We start from the raw sequence: 18,873 nt of genomic DNA, 5'->3' as shown, positions 1-18,873 counted from the left end.
GATGTGACGCGGATTTATCGAACGGGTATTACAGGACCCAAAAGTAGCGCAAAAATTTATTGAACACGACTTACGAGCCAACTGCGCCAACGATGCATAGCGGTGGCTCGGGTAGTTTAGACAGAAAAACTGCTGTCGTTAATTGTTGAACTGCGATTCAGGGTTATCCACGGCGCCGCTCGCCACACCGGAGCATGGCCGGCATCACCGGCAACAGCAGGTCGGCGCGCGCTATCGATTCATCAACTTGGTGACCGGCTTGGCCCGGAGCCGGAAGGCATCTGGCATGCCCGACCCCAGTAACGGGCGCAGGTAGAGCCGGAATGCATCGGTGATATCGGTACCGGATGAAGCGATGAATTCATCCTCCATCACGCGCGTCTTGCCCGCCACCGCCTCCAGCGGCAGCAGCTCATAATCGACCGAATAAGAGCCGGTGCGCCTGATCGCCACCGAGCCGTCGCAACTGCCCCACATTGCAAACTGCACCGCTTTTTCGCCGACCTCGCGCGCTTCACGCTGGTCCACGTCGGACACGCAACCGATAAACGAGCGTTGCAGATAACCAAAGGTATCGCCCCGCACGCGCTTGATCTTGAGCTTGCTCTTGATCTCCTCGCACAGCAGGTCGGCCAGCGCGCCATTGCCCGACAGCTGCACATTGCCATGGGCGTCATGCTCCAGTTCCTTGGCCAGCAGGCTCGCGATCGGTACCCCCGACGCGTCGTGAATACCCTCCGAAACCGCAATCACGCAGCGCCCGAATCGCTCGTAGGTCGCCTTCACGTCGGCCAGAAACTTCTCAAGTACAAAAGTGCGCTCTGGCAGGTAGATTAGGTGCGGGCCGTCGTCATGGAACTTCTTGCCCAGCGCCGACGCCGCCGTCAGAAACCCGGCGTGACGCCCCATCACGACGCCGACATATACGCCAGGCAGGGATGCGTTATCGAGGTTGGCGCCGGCAAACGCCTGCGCGACAAAGCGTGCAGCCGATGGGAATCCCGGGGTGTGATCGTTGCCGACCAGATCGTTGTCTATCGTCTTCGGAATGTGAATGCAGCGCAGCGGATAGCCGGCCTTTTGGGCCTCCAGGCTGACGATACTTACCGTGTCGGACGAGTCGTTGCCGCCGATGTAGAAGAAGTGCTCGATCTGGTGCGCCCGCAGCACCTTGAAGATCTCCTGACAATACTTGATGTCCGGTTTATCGCGGGTGGAACCCAGCGCAGAGGAAGGCGTGTTGGCCACCAGCTCCAGATTGTGGCTGGTTTCCTGCGTCAGGTCATAGAAGTCCTCATTAACGATACCGCGTACGCCGTGGCGGGCGCCGTAGACCAGCTCAACGTTACGAAACCGACGCGCCTCAAGCGTAACGCCCACCAGCGACTGGTTGATCACCGCGGTCGGACCGCCACCCTGGGCGACAAGAATTTTTCCGGATGCCATGCGATTCCCCTCCTATCCGTGGTTGACCGCCGAAACGGAGATAGAGTCTGCGGTTAAAAAACTGTCTGCACATCTGTTCGGCGTCGGCGTGCGCCTGATACCGCCTCCGCCACTTGCGTAGCGTTGGTCGAGAAATGCCGCAACGCAGGCTTTCCACGCCTGCGTCGACGAGTGGCACATACAATTGAAGTGGCTCATACAATTGAACCCATCGAAGTCGTTTCCGAATCTCGTCGTCCATCGCTTCATTTTAGTTGAAACGATGTCTATGAATCACCCAGCAAAGGTAACAACCATACTACTCGGCGATGCCGAGCCCTCTCTCGATAATGCCTTCCATATAGCTGACGATATACACTTTCAGAGCCTCGCCAGTAAATGCGTTATCAATGATCGTGCCGTTCGGCTCTCCCTTCAGAATGCCGTCCTGATATACACGGGCGCTCCAGGCTACCGTCTCTCCAGACGAGTATTCGACCTCGTACTGAAAGGTTTCGCCGCTGACTTTGCGGGTGTATTCATCCTTGATCGCTGTTGTTTTTTCCGCCATTGCAGTCATCGTCAGCACCCAAGGGTCACTGATGCAGTTGTTCGCCGCATTGCAAAATATCGCCCCGCATTCGTGATCTCGCGTTCGTGAGTGCGGTCCGGTTCAGGATGCCGCCATCATCGGCACCGTTGTTATTGGACACCTGCGGCAAACAGCGCGATCAACAGAATCACCATTGCAGTCCACAGCACAAATAACCATAAAAGCCAATTGAGCTTCATTTCCGCATCCGTTCCCGCACGAAATATCGCGGTTAGGAGCCGATGACTGCTAAGCCCACCGCCATGGTTTCATTCTAGAACATGGACCAGCACGTCGCTTGAAGAATCAGGCTGCATTCGGGGATTTCTTAATCCTGGAGCGCGGCAGCAGCGGGTCCGAGAGCGCCACCAGCAACTCGGCCGGTGCGAACACTTCGGGATCGTCCTGCAATCCCCCGCCAGTCGTAACTGTGCGTGACGATTCGGCTCTGACGACCTCGCCAATCTGCTGGAAGTTCTTGAGCATTTGCCTAGATTGTTTTGCAACATCTCGAATAGAGCAAGAATTTTGACGAAAAAAAGCCCGCTGGTAAGAGCGGGCTAAATCCAATTCTTGGAGGAGATTGGAGGAGACAGACGAACTATGCTGCATTGCCACATATATTGCCACTTTTTATTCTGCATGACTGATATCATTTGCGTGAATAACAATCGATGCCGGCATCGTGAAAATCTACCCGGTCGTGAAGCACCTGCGGGGTGAGCAGCATGCCGCCGGGATTCAGTGGGTGACCGACACCACCACCTTGAAATATCTTCCAAAACACATTTTCGATAGACTTGTATGACAAGCGCCGCCCCAAGGCACTGGTCGGGTTCCCGTCCGATCGCTTCGAGCGTCTTCGACACCGATCCCGGGCTTATGTATCAATAAACATGCAAACCGAGAAAGTTTCTTATTGGAAATGACACGCCGCCCATTTAAGTGAACTCTTGCGCGTCACATTACCAAACGGAAAAAATCGTCCGGTAAGCGCCGTCGCGGTTTAAAACAATCGATGCCGCGTACTACAATTATGGCTGCAAATGCACTGGTTCAGGTTCGCCAGTCGAATAGTTGGAAATGGCGACCTGGTACTGTGGGTAACGGGCACCGCGATTGCCTTGTACGTTGCCATTCTGTAGCGGGATATTCTTTTTTATATAAACATAATGCAACGTGTCCTCGTTATCGCTGGACTTCTCTTGGTGGTTGCCGGTGTCGGGTGGCCTTGGCTGTCAAAGATTCCGTTTGGTCGACTGCCGGGGGACATTCATATTGTTCGGGAGGGATTCAGCTTCCACTTCCCCATCGTGACGTGTATCGTCATCTCCTTGGTGCTGTCGATCCTGTTTTGGATCTTTAGGCGCTGAAGGTGCGCGAACTGATAGAACGGCAACTGACTGAACGTGTAATTCCAAGGCACAAGCGTCTGAAGGACTGGATGGCGAGATCCCAAGGCGTATCGGCCAGACACCACCTGCCGAACCACCTTGGATGGCCGGCTACTCGACAAAGAAGGGGCGAACCTGACGCCTATCGGGTTGCTTCGACACGCAATGGGATAATTCCGACGCTGAATCTCAAACAGCCTTCTTTTTGATAACGAGGATTTCATGACACTTAAAGCGACTCCACTTAATGCCGCGCATCGTGCCGCAGGCGCACGCATGGTCGATTTCGGCGGTTGGGACATGCCAGTCAACTACGGTTCGCAAATCGAAGAACACCATGCGGTGCGCACCGATTGCGGCATGTTCGATGTGTCCCACATGTGCGTGGTCGATCTGCAGGGTGCCAATGTGCGCGGCTTCCTGCGCGGTCTGGTGGCCAACAATGTCGACAAATTGCAGGTCTCAGGCAAGGCACTGTATTCCTGCATGCTGACGCCGGAAGGCTTTGTCATCGACGACCTGATCATCTATTTTTTCACTGAAAACTGGTTCCGGCTGGTGGTCAACGCCGGTACGGCGGAAAAAGACATCGCCTGGATTTCGACCCAAAATGACAAAACCAATAGCGGTCTGAGCATCACCCAACGACGTGATGGCCAGGATGCGATGGCGCTGATCGCGGTACAGGGGCCGAACGCCCGTGCCAAGGTATGGCAGGTATTGCCGCAGACGCAAGCGGCCAGCGAATCAATCAAACCGTTCAATGCGGTGTTGGTCGCCGATACTGCGTTCGGCGAAATGATGGTGGCGCGTACCGGCTATACCGGTGAAGACGGTTTTGAGCTGGCGTTTCCGGCAGCGCAGGCCGAAGCGTTGTGGAATGCGTTGCTGGCCGCTGGCGTCAGGCCTGCCGGTCTGGGCGCGCGCGACACGCTGCGGCTGGAAGCCGGCATGAATCTGTACGGTCAGGACATGGACGAGACGGTCAATCCGCTTGATGCCGGTCTGGCCTGGACCATCGATCAGGTCAGTGAGCGTGACTTCATCGGCAAAACGGCTCTGCTGGCCAAGGGGCAGAACGCCCAGTTCGTGGGCCTGATCCTGCGCGAAAAAGGCGGCGTGTTGCGGGCCCATCAAACCGTCATCACCGAACAGGGCGATGGCGAAATCACCAGCGGCACCTTCAGCCCGACCATGCAGCAGGCGATTGCGCTCGCGCGTGTGCCGATGGGCGTGGCGCTGGGCGACACCGTACAGGTAGCAATCCGCGACAAAAAACTGGCGGCCACGGCGGTCAAACTGCCATTCGTGCGCAACGGCAAGATTTTGGTTTCCTGATTTACCATGTTGGTAGTGCTGGCACGGAGCCCTGCCCTACCAAAATATTTTTATCCTTGGAGCAATAATGAATATTCCTGCTGAACTCAAATACACTGAATCCCACGAATGGCTGCGCGTTGAAGCCGATGGCACCGTCACTGTCGGCATTACCGAATTTGCGCAAGATGCGCTGGGCGACATCGTGTTTGTCGAATTGCCACAGGTAGGCAAATCGTTTAAGGCCGGTACCGACTGCGCAGTGGTGGAATCGGTCAAGGCTGCCAGCGACATCTATGCGCCGATCGCAGGTGAAGTGGTCGCGGTCAACGAAGCCGTCACCGATGCGCCTGACCAGATCAACCATAACGCCTATGATGCATGGCTGTTCAAGTTGAAACCGGCGGATATCAACGACGTTGATGGCCTGATGTCAGCCGACGCCTACGGCAAGAACATCGCCTAACTCGCCTTCGGTTTTACGCATTCCGAGAGTGCGGTGCAGCTTGCACCGCATTTTTTATACCCCCTCTTTCGCTCCAACTCATGACCCGCCCCAGCCTATCCCAACTTGAAGCACGCGATGCCTTCATCGCCCGCCATATCGGCCCTTCCGAATCCGAACAACAGTCTATGCTGGCCACGCTCGGCTACCGTACGCGCGCCGAGCTGATCGACGCCATCGTGCCGGCGAATATCCGCCGCAAAGACGCGTTGCCGCTCGGCGAGTTCACCCAAGCGCTATCGGAGAAGGCCGCACTGGCCAAGCTCAAGGAACTCGCCGCCCAGAACCGCGTGCTGAAGTCGGTGATCGGTCAGGGTTATTACAACACCGATACACCGGGCGTGATCTTACGCAATATTTTCGAAAATCCCGCCTGGTATACGGCTTACACGCCGTATCAGCCTGAAATTTCGCAAGGCCGTCTGGAGGCGATGCTCAACTTCCAGCAGATGATCATCGACATGACCGGCATGGACATCGCCAATGCGTCCATGCTGGATGAAGGCACTGCGGCGGCAGAAGCGATGACGCTGGTGCAGCGCGTCGGCAAGTCCAATTCCGACGTGTTCTACGTGGCACACGATGTGCTGCCGCAAACCCGTGAAATCATTGAAACACGCGCCCAGCCGATCGGCATCGAGGTGCGCACCTGCACCGGTGATGAGGCTCTCAACAACGACTGTTTCGGCGTGCTGCTGCAGTATCCAGGCGTCAACGGCGACATCTGCGACTACCGCGAATATGTTGCGGCGCTGCACGCCAAGGGCGCCATGGTCGTCGTGGCGGCCGACCTGCTGGCGCTGACGCTGCTCACGCCGCCGGGTGAATGGGGTGCGGACGTAGTGGTCGGTAACAGCCAGCGCTTCGGGGTTCCGCTCGGTTTCGGCGGCCCGCACGCCGGCTATATGTCGACTCGCGATGCATTCAAGCGCAGCATGCCTGGCCGTCTGGTCGGCGTCACCATCGATGCCCAGGGCAATCAGGCTTACCGTCTGGCGCTGCAAACCCGCGAACAGCACATTCGTCGTGAAAAAGCGACTTCCAACATCTGCACCGCCCAGGTTCTGCTGGCCGTGATGGCATCGATGTATGCGGTCTATCATGGCCCGGCCGGCCTGCGCCAGATCGCCCGGCGCGTACACCGTTACACCGGTGTGCTGGCGGCCAGCCTGCGCCAGCTTGGTTACACCATCGTCAATGAAACGTTTTTCGACACGCTGACGGTGCAGGTCAAGAATGCGGAAAAACTGCATGCGACCGCGCAGTCGCACGGCGTTAACCTGCGCCATATCGACGCCAAACATGTCGGCCTGTCACTGGATGAAACCACCAGCCGCGACGACGTGGCGCTGTTGTGGTCGATTTTTGCACATGGCTTCCGGCCGCGTGCCCAGGTGCCGGATTTCGACCAGATCGAAGCTGCAGTGCACGATGCGATTCCGCCCGAACTGGTGCGTGGCAGCGCTTACCTGACGCATCCGGTATTTAACCGTTATCACGCAGAACATGAAATGCTGCGCTACCTGCGCAGCCTGGCCGACAAGGATCTGGCGCTCGACCGCACCATGATTCCGCTCGGTTCCTGCACCATGAAACTGAACGCCACTAGTGAAATGGTACCCGTCGGCTGGCCCGAGTTTTCCAGCATCCATCCGTTCGCGCCCAACGATCAGACCGTCGGCTACCGCGCGATGATCGACCAGCTGGAGGCGATGTTGTGCGCCGCGACCGGTTACGCGGCAGTGTCGCTGCAACCAAATGCCGGCTCGCAAGGCGAATATGCCGGCCTGCTGGTGATCAAGGCTTACCACGCGTCGCGTGGCGAAGGGCATCGCAATATCTGTCTGATTCCGTCCTCGGCGCACGGTACCAACCCGGCATCGGCCAATATGGTCGGCCTCAAAGTGGTGGTGGTGGCGTGCGATGCGCGCGGCAACGTCGATCTGCTAGACCTGCAGGCGAAAGCGCAGGAGCATAGCGCCAATCTGGCGGCGGTCATGGTGACCTACCCATCGACCCACGGCGTGTTTGAAGAGGGCGTCCAGCAATTGTGCGAAATCGTTCATGCGCACGGCGGCCAGGTCTATATCGACGGTGCCAACATGAATGCGCTGGTCGGGGTTGCGGCGCCGGGGCAGTTCGGCGGCGACGTCAGCCATCTGAACCTGCACAAGACTTTCTGCATCCCGCATGGCGGTGGCGGCCCGGGCGTCGGTCCGGTCGCAGTGGCTGCGCATCTGGCCAAATTCCTGCCGAATCAGCAATCCAGCGGCTACCAGCGCGATGCCAGCGGCATCAACGCCGTCAGCGCCGCGCCGTTCGGTTCGGCCAGCATCCTGCCGATCTCATGGATGTATATCGCGATGATGGGTGCAGAAGGCCTGACCGCCGCGACCGAAACCGCGATCCTGGCAGCCAACTACATCGCCCGACGACTGGCACCGCACTATCCGGTATTGTATTCCGGTCATGATGGTCTGGTCGCGCATGAGTGCATTCTCGATCTGCGTCCTTTGACCGATGCCACAGGCATAAGCAATGAAGATGTCGCCAAGCGTTTGATGGATTTCGGTTTCCATGCGCCGACCATGAGCTTCCCGGTCCCCGGCACCCTGATGATCGAGCCGACCGAGAGCGAATCACAAGCTGAAATGGACCGCTTTATCGACGCCATGATCGCCATTCGTGAAGAGATCGCCAAGGTGGAGAGCGGCGAATTCGACCGTGAGGACAATCCGCTCAAGCACGCGCCGCACACCGCACAAGTGTTGATGGCAGAAGAGTGGACGCGTAAGTACAGCCGTGAAGTGGCGGCCTTCCCGATCCCGGCGGTGCGCAAACAAAAGTACTGGCCGCCGGTCGGCCGTGCCGATAATGTGTATGGCGACCGTAACCTGTTCTGCGCCTGCGTGCCGACCAGCGAGTACGAGTAATGGTTTAGACCTGGACCTCGCTTTTGTGATGTCCAGGAAGCGATAAGATGGATGCCGGATTCAATTCGGCATCCATTTTTTTTAGGCTGTGAGAGTTCAGCGTTGGTTCTGGCAATCTCCTTGAAACAGCTGGGGAGCCTACCAGAGTCAGTCTTGAGACATCTCGAGTTTGTTTCGGACCAAGGAGTCGCGGAAGCGCTGCGCCGTAGGGGACAGCGAGCGGTCGGCATGAAAAAGCAGCGACACCTCGCGTTTGATGACCGGATTCGTAAGCGTCCGGGTCACCAATCCGAGCCCGGTTGCAAGTTTAGTCACCGCGGTACTCATAACGGCTATCCCTAATCCTGCCTCGACCATCCCGACCATCGTCAGCGGAAGGTATGCTTCATGCGTACGCGAGAGAACGATTCCCTCGGTCGCCAGAGCACGGTCGAGCCGCTCGCGAATCGGGTTACCTTGGCGCGGGCCGATCAGCGGAACATCGACCAAGTCCTGCCAGCGAAGCTCGCGTTTGCGCGCAAGTGCGTGGTCCGCGCGCATTACGACAACAAAGGCGTCTGCCGACAGCAGGTGCGCCGCGAGATCAAGCCGATTGCCGGATTCTGTACCGATACCGAAGTCGACTTCGCCCGAGCACACCATCTTGGGCACCTCGTGCTCTGCCACGTCATACAACTCCACCTTGACGTCCGGGTACTCAATACAAAACTGCTTAATGAAGCGCGGCAACAATAAGGCTGCTTGCACCGAGGATGCCGCAATCGACACACGCCCGCGCCCCAGAGTTTTCAGTTCGTTCGAGCTGAGGATCACGCTGTCGATATCGGACACTGCCTTCTTCATCAAGGGCAAGAGCTCGGCGCCGGCCTGGGTGATGCGCAATAGTCGGGTATGGCGGTCGAACAGGCGCAACCCGAGATTGGCTTCCAGCTCGTGAACCAGCGTGCTGACCGATGACTGGGACAAATCCAGCTTGTCGGCCGCGCGCGTGAAGTTCTGCTCCGCGGCGACCGCGATAAATGCACGTAACTGACGTAGGGAAACGTTCATATTGCTCATATCATTCATAGCCTAATACGATTAATAAATAGAATTATAGCCATTTACTGATAGTTTGGAAAGGACCATTATTACCTCGTCCGAAAGACAAGCAGTTGCGGCTACAAGTGTGATGCGTGGCCGGCCAATTGGTACTACGCAAGCACAACCGCCTTTTCGTAATAGCGCAATCTGCACGACCGATGACCGTATCCCGGGGCTCGACATGCCCAGATTCATCCCGGATGCGCGCCGCAGTGGCTCTATGAATCTTTAAGGAAGACTGATGAGAGATTTTGAATACTTTGAACCGGTAACGCTCGATGACGCCGTAGCATTGCTGCAGAGCTGCAAAGGAGAAACGAGCCTGATTGCCGGCGGCACCGATCTGCTGGTCCAGATGAAGGAGCATGTCCGCCAGCCCGATCATGTCATCAACATCAAGAAGATCCCGGGAATGGATGAGCTGGACTATGACGAGCGCACCGGTTTGCGCATCGGCGCATTGACGACGACCCGCGCCGTCGAGACCTCCGCTGTCGTGCAGCAACACTTCGCCGGCTTATGTCGCGCCACGACCGACTTCGCGTCGATCCAGGTTCGCAATCGGGCGACAGTGGTAGGCAACATCTGCCGCGCGTCGCCTTCGGCGGACACGTTGCCGCCGTTGATCGCGGATGGCGCAACCCTGCAGATTCGCGGTCCGGACGGTGACCGTGTGGTAGCGCTGGAAGACTTCTTCACCGGACCGGGCAAGACGGCGCTGGGCTCCGATGAAATCGTCACGCACCTCATGGTCCCGCCACCGCCGCCGCATACCGGCAAGGTGTATATCAAGCACGGCCGTCGCATTGCGATGGAACTGGCCACCGTCGGCGTCGCAGTGAGCCTGACAATGGAGGGCAACATCTGCCGCAAAGTACGCATCGTGCTTGCCGCAGTGGCAGCAACGCCACTGCGGGCGATACATGCGGAAATCCTGTTGCGCGATCAGCCCATCAACGACCAGGTGATTGCAGCCGCGGCACTGGCCGCCATGGATGAGTCGCGACCGATCAGCGATGTGCGCGGCAGCGCCGGCTACCGGCGGGAGATGGTGAGCGTACTGACACGAAGAGCGATCGCACAGGCAATCAAGGAGGCCCAATGAAACAGATTATTCCCGTCAAAATTAACTCAGAGCAGTGCGAATTAGCGGTCGAACCGCACCGCAGTCTGCTCGACGCGCTGCGCAACGAGGGTGGGCTGACCGGCACCAAGAAAGGCTGCGATGTCGGCGAGTGTGGTTCGTGCACCGTCATCCTGGATGGCAAGCCGGTCAACTCGTGCCTGGTGCTGGCAGCCGAGGTGCGCGGCTGCAACATCGTGACGATTGAGGGCATTCAAACTTCCAGCGACCAGGTGCATCCGTTGCAGGACAACTTCATGAAATGTGGCGCAGCGCAGTGTGGCTTCTGCACGCCCGGCATTATCGTCATGGCCAAAGCGCTGCTGGACGAGAACCCGACGCCGACGGAAGATGAGATCAAGTTTGCAATCGCGGGCAACATCTGTCGCTGCACCGGCTACACCAAGATCATTGAAGCCATTGCGTTGACCGCCAACCAGCTGAACCACAAAGCGCAAGAGGAAGCATGATGAATCACTCTATCATTGGTAACAGCGTCAAGCGTACCGACTTGCTGGGCAAAGTAACCGGCGACGCCAAGTATGCCGGCGACATCATCTTGCCCGGCCTACTGTATGGCAAGACCAAACGCAGCACGGTTGCTCACGCCAACATCAAGCGCATTGACGTCAGCAAGGCGCTGGCGCTACCTGGCGTCAAGGCGGTCCTCACCCACGAAAACGTGCCACGGGTGCTGCATGCCGGCTCGCCGCATCCGCGTTCAGCGTCAGTAACTTGCGACCAGTACATCCTCGACAGCAAGGTGCGCTACTGGGGAGAAGGTATTGCGGTAGTCGCAGCCGTCACGGAAGAGATCGCAGAAAAAGCGATAGCTCTGATCGAGGTCGAGTACGAAGAACTGCCGGCGGTGTTCACGGTCGAAGATGCACAGCGCCCGGATGCGCCGCTGATCCATGACCGGGAACCCGGTGGTAACCTGGTTCTCAACCCGGTGCAGTTTACGCGCGGCGATGTGGAGAAGGGATTTGCCGAGGCCGATGTCATCATCGAGGGCGAATACGAAGGCGGACGCCCGACGCCTGCCTATATGGAACCCAACGTCTGCGCCTGCCAGTGGGATGGCAACGGCAATTTAACGGTGTGGATTTCAACCCAGACCGCGTTCATGGTGCGCGGCATCATGGCCGAGGTGCTGGGGTTGCCGCTGCACAAAGTGCGTGTGCTGGTAGACCACATGGGTGGTGGCTTCGGCGCCAAACAAGATCTGTTTCAACATGAATTCCTGTGCGCGCTGCTGGCCAAAGAAACCAGGCGACCGGTGCGCATGGAGTACAGCCGCGAGGAGACCTTTCTCGGCGGCCGTTCGCGCCATCCGGCCAAAGTATGGCTCAAGCAGGGCTTCAAGAAAGACGGCACCATCACGGCACGGCAAGCGCGCGTGGTCTTCAACTCCGGCGCGTATGGATCGCACGGCCCCGGCGTCACCATCGTCGGAACCTCGGCGCTATTGTCACTCTATCGCTGCGACAACATTCTTCTCGAAGGCCGTTGCGTCTACACCAACAGCCCAATCGCCGGTGCGTTCCGTGGCTACGGTGTGGTGCAAACCTACTACGCGCTCGATATCCAGATGGATGAGGCAGCCGTTCAGCTCGGCATCGACCCGCTTGAACTCAAGCTGAAGAACGCCGTGCGCGAAGGCGACATCGCGCCTTCCAACCATCCGCTTATCGGCCATGGCCTAGAAGATTGCATCACCACGGGCCGGCAACTGACGGACTGGGCCGCACTGCGCCAGCGTACCCGCAAAACCGACGGGCCGATGCGCGGCGGCTGGGGTATCGGCTGTGAGATGCATGGCAGCAGCGCCTATCCAGGCATCAAGGAGCAAGGCAACGCCATCGTTAAAATGAACGAGGATGGCACCGTGGTGCTACTCACCGGAACCGCTGGCTTGGGCACCGGTGCACATACCGCGCTGGCCCAGATTGTGGCCGAAGAGCTGGGCGTGAAATTCGAAGACGTGGCGGTGGTGCATGGCGACACCGATGTCGTGCCCTGGGACATTGGCGCCTTTGCCAGCCACACCACCTATATGGGCGGGCGCGCCGCACAGATGGCCGCCAGCTCTGTCAAGTCGCAGCTGCTTAAGCGCGCCGCGGAACAACTCGATGCGGCACCGGAGGATCTTGAAGTCAGTCAGGGCGAGATTACGGTACGCGGCGTTCACCCGCGTAGTATGACGGTGCGCGAAGCAGTGAGCCCCAAAAAGGGCATCCCGGCCGCGCAGTTCGTCGGCACGGCCACCTATCATCCGACCAAGTCGTACTCGTTTGCGGCCCACTTCGTCGAGGTCCAGGTGGACATCGAGACCGGATACATCACCGTGGCCCAGGTGATCCCCGTGCATGAAATCGGCAAGGTCATTCATCCGGTCGCGGCAGCGGGCCAGATCGAGGGTGGCATCCAGCAAGGCATCGGACATACGCTGTATGAGGACTACCAGATCGACATGCGCACCGGGCGTTCGCTGAATGCCAACTTTGTCGATTACAAAATGCCGCTATCGATGGACATGCCGCCGATCCACACCGTCATCCTGGAGACTGCGCCCGATCCTGGCGGGCCCTTCGGTGCCAAAGGTGTTGGCGAGGACCCGATCGTCGCCATTGGCCCGGCCATCGCCAACGCCGTGTATGACGCCATCGGCGTGCGCTTCCGCCACTACCCGATCAAGCCGGAGCAAGTGTTGCAGGCGCTGAGGCAAAAAGCGGAACAGGAAGTGCGCCAGTAACATCTGATAATCTTCGATCTAAAATATTTTTGGTATACCATTATTTTAATTTGGAATACCATTTATATTGACTTTCGATACATGGCAAGCCTTGCCGCAACCGGTTAAAACGTCGCTCCTTAATTCTTTTTTGATTATCAACTTCTCTTTTGGAGATCAGCATCATGGCAAAGCAAGTGGCAATAAAAATGGGCAAGCTCGTATCCTGCGTACTGACAGGAGTAACTGCACTGGCCAGTATCCAGCCGGCCGGTGCAGCCGACTGGAGTGATACATCGATCGGCTATCGCTACGGCACCCACTTTGCCGAACCGTTCAACGGGCAGGACATTACGAAGAACATTTTCAACCTGACTCACGCTAGCGGCTACAAATATGGCTCGAACTATTTCAACGTGGACTTGCTGCAATCCGACAGCAAGGACGACAACGCGCAGGAAGCCTATGTCGTTTATCGCCACACCCTGGATATGGGGAAAATTTCCGGAAAAAACCTCGCCTTCGGCCCGGTTCGCGGCCTTGGCCTGACAGCCGGGTTCGACTGGAACACCAAGAGCGACACCGGTTATGCATCGAAAAAGCGCATGCTGCTGTTAGGGCCAACGTTAATGATGGACGTGCCGGGCTTTCTGAATATCAGTCTGCTGTTGATGCATGAAAGCAACCGGCCGGTTGGCATATCCAGCCGCTACACCTACGACCTGCACCCGATGCTCAATGCGGCATGGGGCATCCCAATCAGTTCCACTGGCCTAGCTTTCGAAGGTTACATGAACTACATTGCCGCCAAGGGGCGGAACGAATTCGGCGGCGATACCGCTCCGGAACTGAATATCGATGCGCAGGTGATGTACGACCTTGGCACACCTCTGGGCCTCGGCAGAAACACGCTGCGGGCCGGCCTCGAGTATCAATACTGGCATAACAAGTTCGGCAATCCGTCGTCCGTGCCCGGCTCCCTCGCCAAAACACCGATGGCACGCATCGAATACCACTTCTGACGCACAAGCGCACGCACCGTCATCGGCGCCACGCCGACTGCATGTTCTTTGTCGGTACCGAGGTTGCCGTAATTTTGGTGCGAACACGAAGGCGGCGCTGCTGATTCATCCGAAGATCATGTTCGATATCGGGGCTCGCCAGTGATAAGGGACTTGTTCGAGTGGGATTCGGGTTGGAGTATTGGAAAAATAAGTACGGCAATAACAGCAGTAAAGTTACCGGTGCATCGCAGCGCACGCCATTCGTCGCAGCGGATGGGCTCTCTGATTCACCCGCGCGCATGGTGTCGTGCGAGATGACGATCTTGGAGGTTAACGGTTTGCCGGGCGACTGCGATGCAGTGGCCCGGTTTTTTTTGCAGTCAAAATACAACTCAATCATGCTTTCTTTACTCGAACCTTACCTGACCCGTTCTTTTTCAGACGAGAATCACGCGAACCTTGAAGTTATCTCAACCAGCGCCTGCCATGGCGGAGTTCAGGTCTTTCTCAAGCATTCCTCAGAAAAAATCGGCCTGCCCATGCGATTTGGAATTTATCTTCCGCCGCAGGCTGCATACCGTCGCGTGCCGGTGCTCTACTATCTCGCAGGCCTCACATGTACCGAAGAAACGTTCTTCGCAAAAGGCCAGGCTGCGGCGTTGGCCGCGACACTGGGACTGGCGCTCGTTTCGCCAGACACGAGTCCGCGGACCGCGAACATTGCGGGTGAGGCGGACGACTGGACTTTCGGTCTTGGCGCGAGTTTTTATGTGGATGCTACCGAGTTACCTTGGTCCACCCATTTCAAGATGTACAGCTACGTGACCAGGGAGTTGCCTCAACTTGTCGCGTCACACTTCCGCGTAGATCCCGCACAGCAAGGCATTTTCGGTCACTCTATCGGCGGCGTACCACCGCCAGCGCGGGTTGCGCTGCCGGCACACTTCCCGCTGCGAAGTATAAATTTGGATGGAAAGCTGCCATGTCGAATGACATAATTGATAGACATTCTGCGTACGCGACAGAAGAATTTCATCTGAGCGCCTATAACGCTGCATTTTACGAACTCGGCCTGAGATGGCACTGGGACGCCGATACCTACCATGCGCTGCGGCGCAACGCATGCGAGAAAGAGCGCATCCGCATTTATCTGCAAACGAATCAGCCGCATCTGCTTAAAGCCTACGATGCCGACTTTTTGATTGATGCGATCCAAACCACCAAGGCGCGCTGCTACGAGACCATCATTGCACGCGGTGCTTGCGTGGCGCCCAAGGTCGATTGGGCGGCAATCCAGGCCATCGAAGTAGGCGTGTGAGTTTGATCTGCAAGGAGCCTGTCGGACTTAGGGAGTCGAAGCGAAAGAGTGGCTGAGCGAGGACAGATTTTGCTGATTTTTTGTGTCATAGCGGGACTATTGACCAAAAAATCAATGAAATATAGACCGCTCAGGCGCTTTTGCAGCCGATTCTTAGGGGGCGCCTAGCCCTAAGTCCGGCAGGCTCCTACACAATATAAATTGATAACGAAGATATCGATGACCGCGTGGGCACCTTGTGCCCACCCTACCCGGCTGTTATGCGACTTCCTGAAACAAACGCCCCCAGCCTGTCAGTTGACGGGTGTCGTAGCCGGCCATGCGCAATGATTTCCACACCACGGTCGAGATCGTATCGTAGATGGGTACGCCAATTTCCTCTTCCAGCTCCGGCACCAGATGCGCTGCTTTCAAATTGGTACAAAAAGTTGAAATCGCTTTCGGTTTTTGTTTTGCCACATCGCGCACCATGTCGCGAATCTGATCTTCCGTCACTTCCGAAAAAGAAAAATTCACATGCAGATTCAGGTGACGCTCGGCGACACAGTTGAAACCGGAGCGACCATAGTTGGCAACAATTTTTTCTTGAACATTGTCAAGGTAAGGAGTGACAAGGCCGAAATCATTTGCATCTGTTTTTTCCATAATTTCGTTTAACGCGAGTACCGATGTGGTCGCCGGAATCCCGGTCGCCTCAGTGATGCGCTGGCATAACCGTTGATCTGCTTCAAAGCCGAGCCAACCGGACGACGTGCCGCTCCAGCCAATCACGTCGACCTTGGCATCGGCCAGCAGCTTGGCTGCCGCGATGATCTTGCTGTCGTCGAACTGGCCGAGCGCCTGGTCGCGCAGCGAGATTTCAGTCACGGTGAAGCGCGAAAAGTGGGCCGAGACCCCAGGCAGGCCATGGATCATGGCACTCGTGATCGGTTCCAACGCGGTATTGGACGAAGGGGTCAACATGCCAAGCAGAATGCGTTTTGTCATTTAAATACTCCATGAATAATTTTGCAAAATGGTTATGATGTGCAATGCGCGTAATCACACCGGAATTTTTTCTCGTCAGCAATCAAGCTCGGACTCGCGCGAGAATCTGCGCTGCCCGTGCGATCGCATCCGAACCAATTTCAGCGCGCACGCCATCGAAGTTCGGGCCACGCGTTGCATCCAGTCCCATGCGCGAAGTGGTACCAGCGCCGGACGCTGATGGATCTAGCGCGCTACCCGGCAAGCCATCGATGATCACCACATCAAGGTGCGGCTGCAAATGCGTAGCTACCGCCCACAGCACCTCTTCGTCGCGCGTCACGTCAACATCCGCATCGACCGCAATGACCGTCTTCAGATAAGGGTCCCATCCCAGCAAGCCCAGCATCACTTGACGCGCTTCGCCCGGCCGCATCTGCTTGACCGCTACGTAAGCATGGAAGTGGGTGCCGGAGCTCGGGTAGTGGACCGCGGTGACGCTCGGAAAACGCTCGCGCAGTTTCTCGACCATCTCCGATTCGCGCGGAATGCGTCCCAGGTTTAAATGCTCGGCTGAATTGCCGCCGACCACATCGACCAGAATCGCATCGCGCCGGCGCAGGATAGACTCCACGCGCAACAAATTATTGGTCGAGCGGTCTGACGAATAACCGGTGAATTCGCCGAACGGTCCTTCTTCGACCCGCGCATCCGGATCGATCACGCCTTCCAGCACAAACTCGGCTGATGCCGGCACGGCGATGCCATACTTCGGTGTACGCACGACTTCCAGCGGCTCACCGAACAGGCCGCCGGCCACGTGGCGCTCGTCGACGCCAAACGGCAGACGCGCTGCGCCGGCCAGCATGAACAACGGGTGTGCGCCGATCACCATCGCCACCGGCATCGGTTGGCGACGTTCGATCGCAATTTGCAGCAAACGCCATAAATGCCCGCGCGAATGCAGGCTGGTTGCGATCTCGGTTGGCGAGTGCAACATCGAGCGGTGATAGCTCATATTGCCGACACCTGTGTCGGGGTGTTCGGCAATAATGATGGCGTTGGTAATGTACGGTCCCCGATCAGTGGCGAAATGCTTGATGATCGGCAGCGTGCCGAGATCGATCCGGCTTTGCTCGACCGAGTCGAGCACGGGACCTGTGCTGACCAAGCGCGGTGGCATCAGCTGGCGTGTGCGCGCCTGATATTCCTCGTGAATGCGCGCTGCATCCACACCAAGCATCCGTCCGACTCGTTGACGCGAAGCGAACATGTTGGTGACAAGCGTTGCCCCAAGGTCTCTGACTTGCTCGAACACGACCAGCGGATGCCGCCCTTGCGCTGCAAGCTCCCAGACAACAGCGGTGGCGTCCTGATCGGTACTGACCTCTTCCTGGACTGTCAACACATCGTCGGGATGCGACTCGCGATAACTGCGTAGAAACTGGTGGAAATCCTGGTGGCCTGGCGAATGTGACAGCGTCATTTCGTTTTCTCTTTTCAGTTGGCTCGACGGCGCACAGGACTAGCCCGTGCGCCGCGTGTAACTTTATTGCCTTACTTCACGCCGGCATAGGTGTCGGTCAGTCGGGCTTGCGCTTCCTCCATGGTGCGCGGTGGCGGCGTCGTCTTGATGCCGCACAGTCGCGCGATGTTGTTGCCCATGTAGTCCTCCAGCCCTTCCTCGTCGAGACCCATGCCTTGCGGCGCAGGCGAACACAGTACTTCGAGTTCGCGCAGCCACATGCCCGGTTCATTCGGCGGCGTGTCGGTGCCAAATACGATCTTGTTGCGCGGCAGTTGCTTGGCAAACTCGACGATGCGCGACTGGAAGCACCAGCCCGATTCGCACACCACATTCGGTGTGTCCATCGCCATCCAGAACGCCTCGAATGAGTAGTTGCCGCCGGTCTGAATACCGAAGTGGCCGATGATGAAATTCACCATCGGAAACTCGCGGATGATCGGGTAGAACTGGGTCGGGATCGTGTACGGTCCGTCGCCGGTATGGATCAGCACCACGATGTTGTACTTTGCGCACACCTTCATTGCCGGACGCAACCAGTCCAACGCGCGATCAGGCCGGTAGCCGTGCATGTTGGCATGCAGCTTGAGCATCTTGAAGCCATATTCCTTGATATGGAATTCAAGTTCGAGCGCACCTTCTTCGGGGCCCCAACGCGGATTGAAGGTGAAGTTGCCGATGAAACGGTCAGGATACTTTTGGCAGAGTTCAGCGATATAAGCCATATAGTCGCGAATACCATCGCGACCTCGGCGGTTGCCGTCACGATAGCCAGTGTTACCCGGCGGAGGCTGGATGAAACCCATGTCGATGCGGCGTGGCTTGCCGTTGATCATGTAGGGGCCGTCCATCATTTTGAGCATACGCTCGCCGTTGAACGGTTCGCCGGTGTGGCGCCATGCTTCATCCACCAGGTTGGTCGGGTGCAGATGGGTGTCGATAATCATTGATAAA

General features: G+C 57.4%; 16 protein-coding genes and 1 pseudogene. 10 read left to right on the top strand and 7 right to left on the bottom strand.

Features of this window, described 5'->3' with window-relative positions; all coding sequences use genetic code 11:
• Positions 1-231 precede the first annotated feature (231 nt).
• The 3 genes from ACFOFO_RS12200 to ACFOFO_RS12190 form a co-directional block, all read right to left on the bottom strand.
• Positions 232-1,446 (bottom strand): 6-phosphofructokinase, encoded by a 1,215-nt coding sequence (locus tag ACFOFO_RS12200; protein ID WP_390323290.1) that lies wholly within the window; start codon positions 1,444-1,446, stop codon positions 232-234.
• Between the two features lie 298 nt (positions 1,447-1,744).
• Positions 1,745-2,005, bottom strand: coding sequence for a hypothetical protein (locus ACFOFO_RS12195; RefSeq protein WP_390323289.1), 261 nt, complete (start codon positions 2,003-2,005; stop codon positions 1,745-1,747).
• Positions 2,006-2,323: 318 nt separating this feature from the next.
• On the bottom strand, positions 2,324-2,503 hold the full coding sequence (locus tag ACFOFO_RS12190) for a hypothetical protein (protein ID WP_390323288.1): 180 nt from the start codon (positions 2,501-2,503) through the stop codon (positions 2,324-2,326).
• 686 nt (positions 2,504-3,189) lie between these two features.
• On the opposite strand from ACFOFO_RS12190, the gene ACFOFO_RS12185 reads away from it, so the two are divergent.
• The 4 genes from ACFOFO_RS12185 to gcvP all read left to right on the top strand — a co-directional run bounded on the left by ACFOFO_RS12185 (position 3,190) and on the right by gcvP (position 8,166).
• Positions 3,190-3,390 (top strand): DUF2905 domain-containing protein, encoded by a 201-nt coding sequence (locus ACFOFO_RS12185; protein WP_390323285.1) that lies wholly within the window; start codon positions 3,190-3,192, stop codon positions 3,388-3,390.
• 243 nt (positions 3,391-3,633) lie between these two features.
• A complete protein-coding gene (gene gcvT / locus ACFOFO_RS12180; RefSeq protein WP_390331615.1) occupies positions 3,634-4,749 on the top strand; it encodes a glycine cleavage system aminomethyltransferase GcvT in 1,116 nt (371 codons plus the stop codon).
• Between the two features lie 67 nt (positions 4,750-4,816).
• The gene (gene gcvH, locus ACFOFO_RS12175) at positions 4,817-5,194 is read left to right on the top strand and encodes a glycine cleavage system protein GcvH (protein ID WP_390323284.1); all 378 of its coding nucleotides are present in this window, start codon (positions 4,817-4,819) and stop codon (positions 5,192-5,194) included.
• 80 nt (positions 5,195-5,274) lie between these two features.
• Positions 5,275-8,166: an aminomethyl-transferring glycine dehydrogenase gene (gene gcvP / locus ACFOFO_RS12170; RefSeq protein ID WP_390323283.1), complete on the top strand. Its 2,892-nt coding sequence runs from the start codon at positions 5,275-5,277 to the stop codon at positions 8,164-8,166.
• 147 nt (positions 8,167-8,313) lie between these two features.
• On the opposite strand, the gene ACFOFO_RS12165 is transcribed toward gcvP, so the two are convergent.
• Positions 8,314-9,225, bottom strand: coding sequence for a LysR family transcriptional regulator (locus ACFOFO_RS12165; protein ID WP_390331613.1), 912 nt, complete (start codon positions 9,223-9,225; stop codon positions 8,314-8,316).
• Positions 9,226-9,490: 265 nt separating this feature from the next.
• Between ACFOFO_RS12165 and ACFOFO_RS12160 the strand changes: the two genes are divergently transcribed.
• The 6 genes and pseudogenes from ACFOFO_RS12160 to ACFOFO_RS12135 all read left to right on the top strand — a co-directional run bounded on the left by ACFOFO_RS12160 (position 9,491) and on the right by ACFOFO_RS12135 (position 15,428).
• Positions 9,491-10,354: an FAD binding domain-containing protein gene (locus tag ACFOFO_RS12160; protein ID WP_390323280.1), complete on the top strand. Its 864-nt coding sequence runs from the start codon at positions 9,491-9,493 to the stop codon at positions 10,352-10,354.
• Complete coding sequence (locus ACFOFO_RS12155) at positions 10,351-10,842, top strand: (2Fe-2S)-binding protein (protein WP_390323279.1); 492 nt, start codon at positions 10,351-10,353, stop codon at positions 10,840-10,842. Before ACFOFO_RS12160 ends, ACFOFO_RS12155 begins: the two co-directional genes overlap by 4 nt.
• Positions 10,842-13,127: a xanthine dehydrogenase family protein molybdopterin-binding subunit gene (locus tag ACFOFO_RS12150; RefSeq protein ID WP_390331655.1), complete on the top strand. Its 2,286-nt coding sequence runs from the start codon at positions 10,842-10,844 to the stop codon at positions 13,125-13,127. The genes ACFOFO_RS12155 and ACFOFO_RS12150 overlap by 1 nt, the downstream gene beginning before the upstream one ends.
• 188 nt (positions 13,128-13,315) lie before the next feature.
• Positions 13,316-14,128 carry an outer envelope protein gene (locus ACFOFO_RS12145; protein WP_390327978.1) on the top strand — a complete coding sequence of 271 codons (813 nt, stop codon included), beginning with the start codon at positions 13,316-13,318 and terminating at the stop codon, positions 14,126-14,128.
• A gap of 380 nt (positions 14,129-14,508) precedes the next feature.
• A pseudogene (locus ACFOFO_RS12140) lies at positions 14,509-15,018 on the top strand (alpha/beta hydrolase-fold protein); the annotation flags it as partial.
• 74 nt (positions 15,019-15,092) lie between these two features.
• Positions 15,093-15,428, top strand: coding sequence for an HAD family hydrolase (locus ACFOFO_RS12135; RefSeq protein ID WP_390323277.1), 336 nt, complete (start codon positions 15,093-15,095; stop codon positions 15,426-15,428).
• A gap of 258 nt (positions 15,429-15,686) precedes the next feature.
• On the opposite strand, the gene ACFOFO_RS12130 is transcribed toward ACFOFO_RS12135, so the two are convergent.
• The 3 genes from ACFOFO_RS12130 to ACFOFO_RS12120 all read right to left on the bottom strand — a co-directional run bounded on the left by ACFOFO_RS12130 (position 15,687) and on the right by ACFOFO_RS12120 (position 18,866).
• Entirely contained in the window at positions 15,687-16,415 is a 729-nt protein-coding gene (locus ACFOFO_RS12130) for a maleate cis-trans isomerase family protein (RefSeq protein WP_390323276.1), read from the bottom strand.
• An 82-nt stretch (positions 16,416-16,497) separates the two neighbouring features.
• Positions 16,498-17,880: a UbiD family decarboxylase gene (locus ACFOFO_RS12125; protein ID WP_390323274.1), complete on the bottom strand. Its 1,383-nt coding sequence runs from the start codon at positions 17,878-17,880 to the stop codon at positions 16,498-16,500.
• Between the two features lie 71 nt (positions 17,881-17,951).
• Positions 17,952-18,866 (bottom strand): amidohydrolase family protein, encoded by a 915-nt coding sequence (locus ACFOFO_RS12120; RefSeq protein WP_390323273.1) that lies wholly within the window; start codon positions 18,864-18,866, stop codon positions 17,952-17,954.
• Positions 18,867-18,873: the final 7 nt, after the last annotated feature.

The organism is Pseudundibacterium arcticum, assembly GCF_042646465.1.
Classification (GTDB): Bacteria; Pseudomonadota; Gammaproteobacteria; order Burkholderiales; family Burkholderiaceae_D; genus Undibacterium_A; species Undibacterium_A arcticum.
Note: the sequence above shows the minus strand (reverse complement) of the source record. Positions and strands in the feature narration are given on the sequence as shown.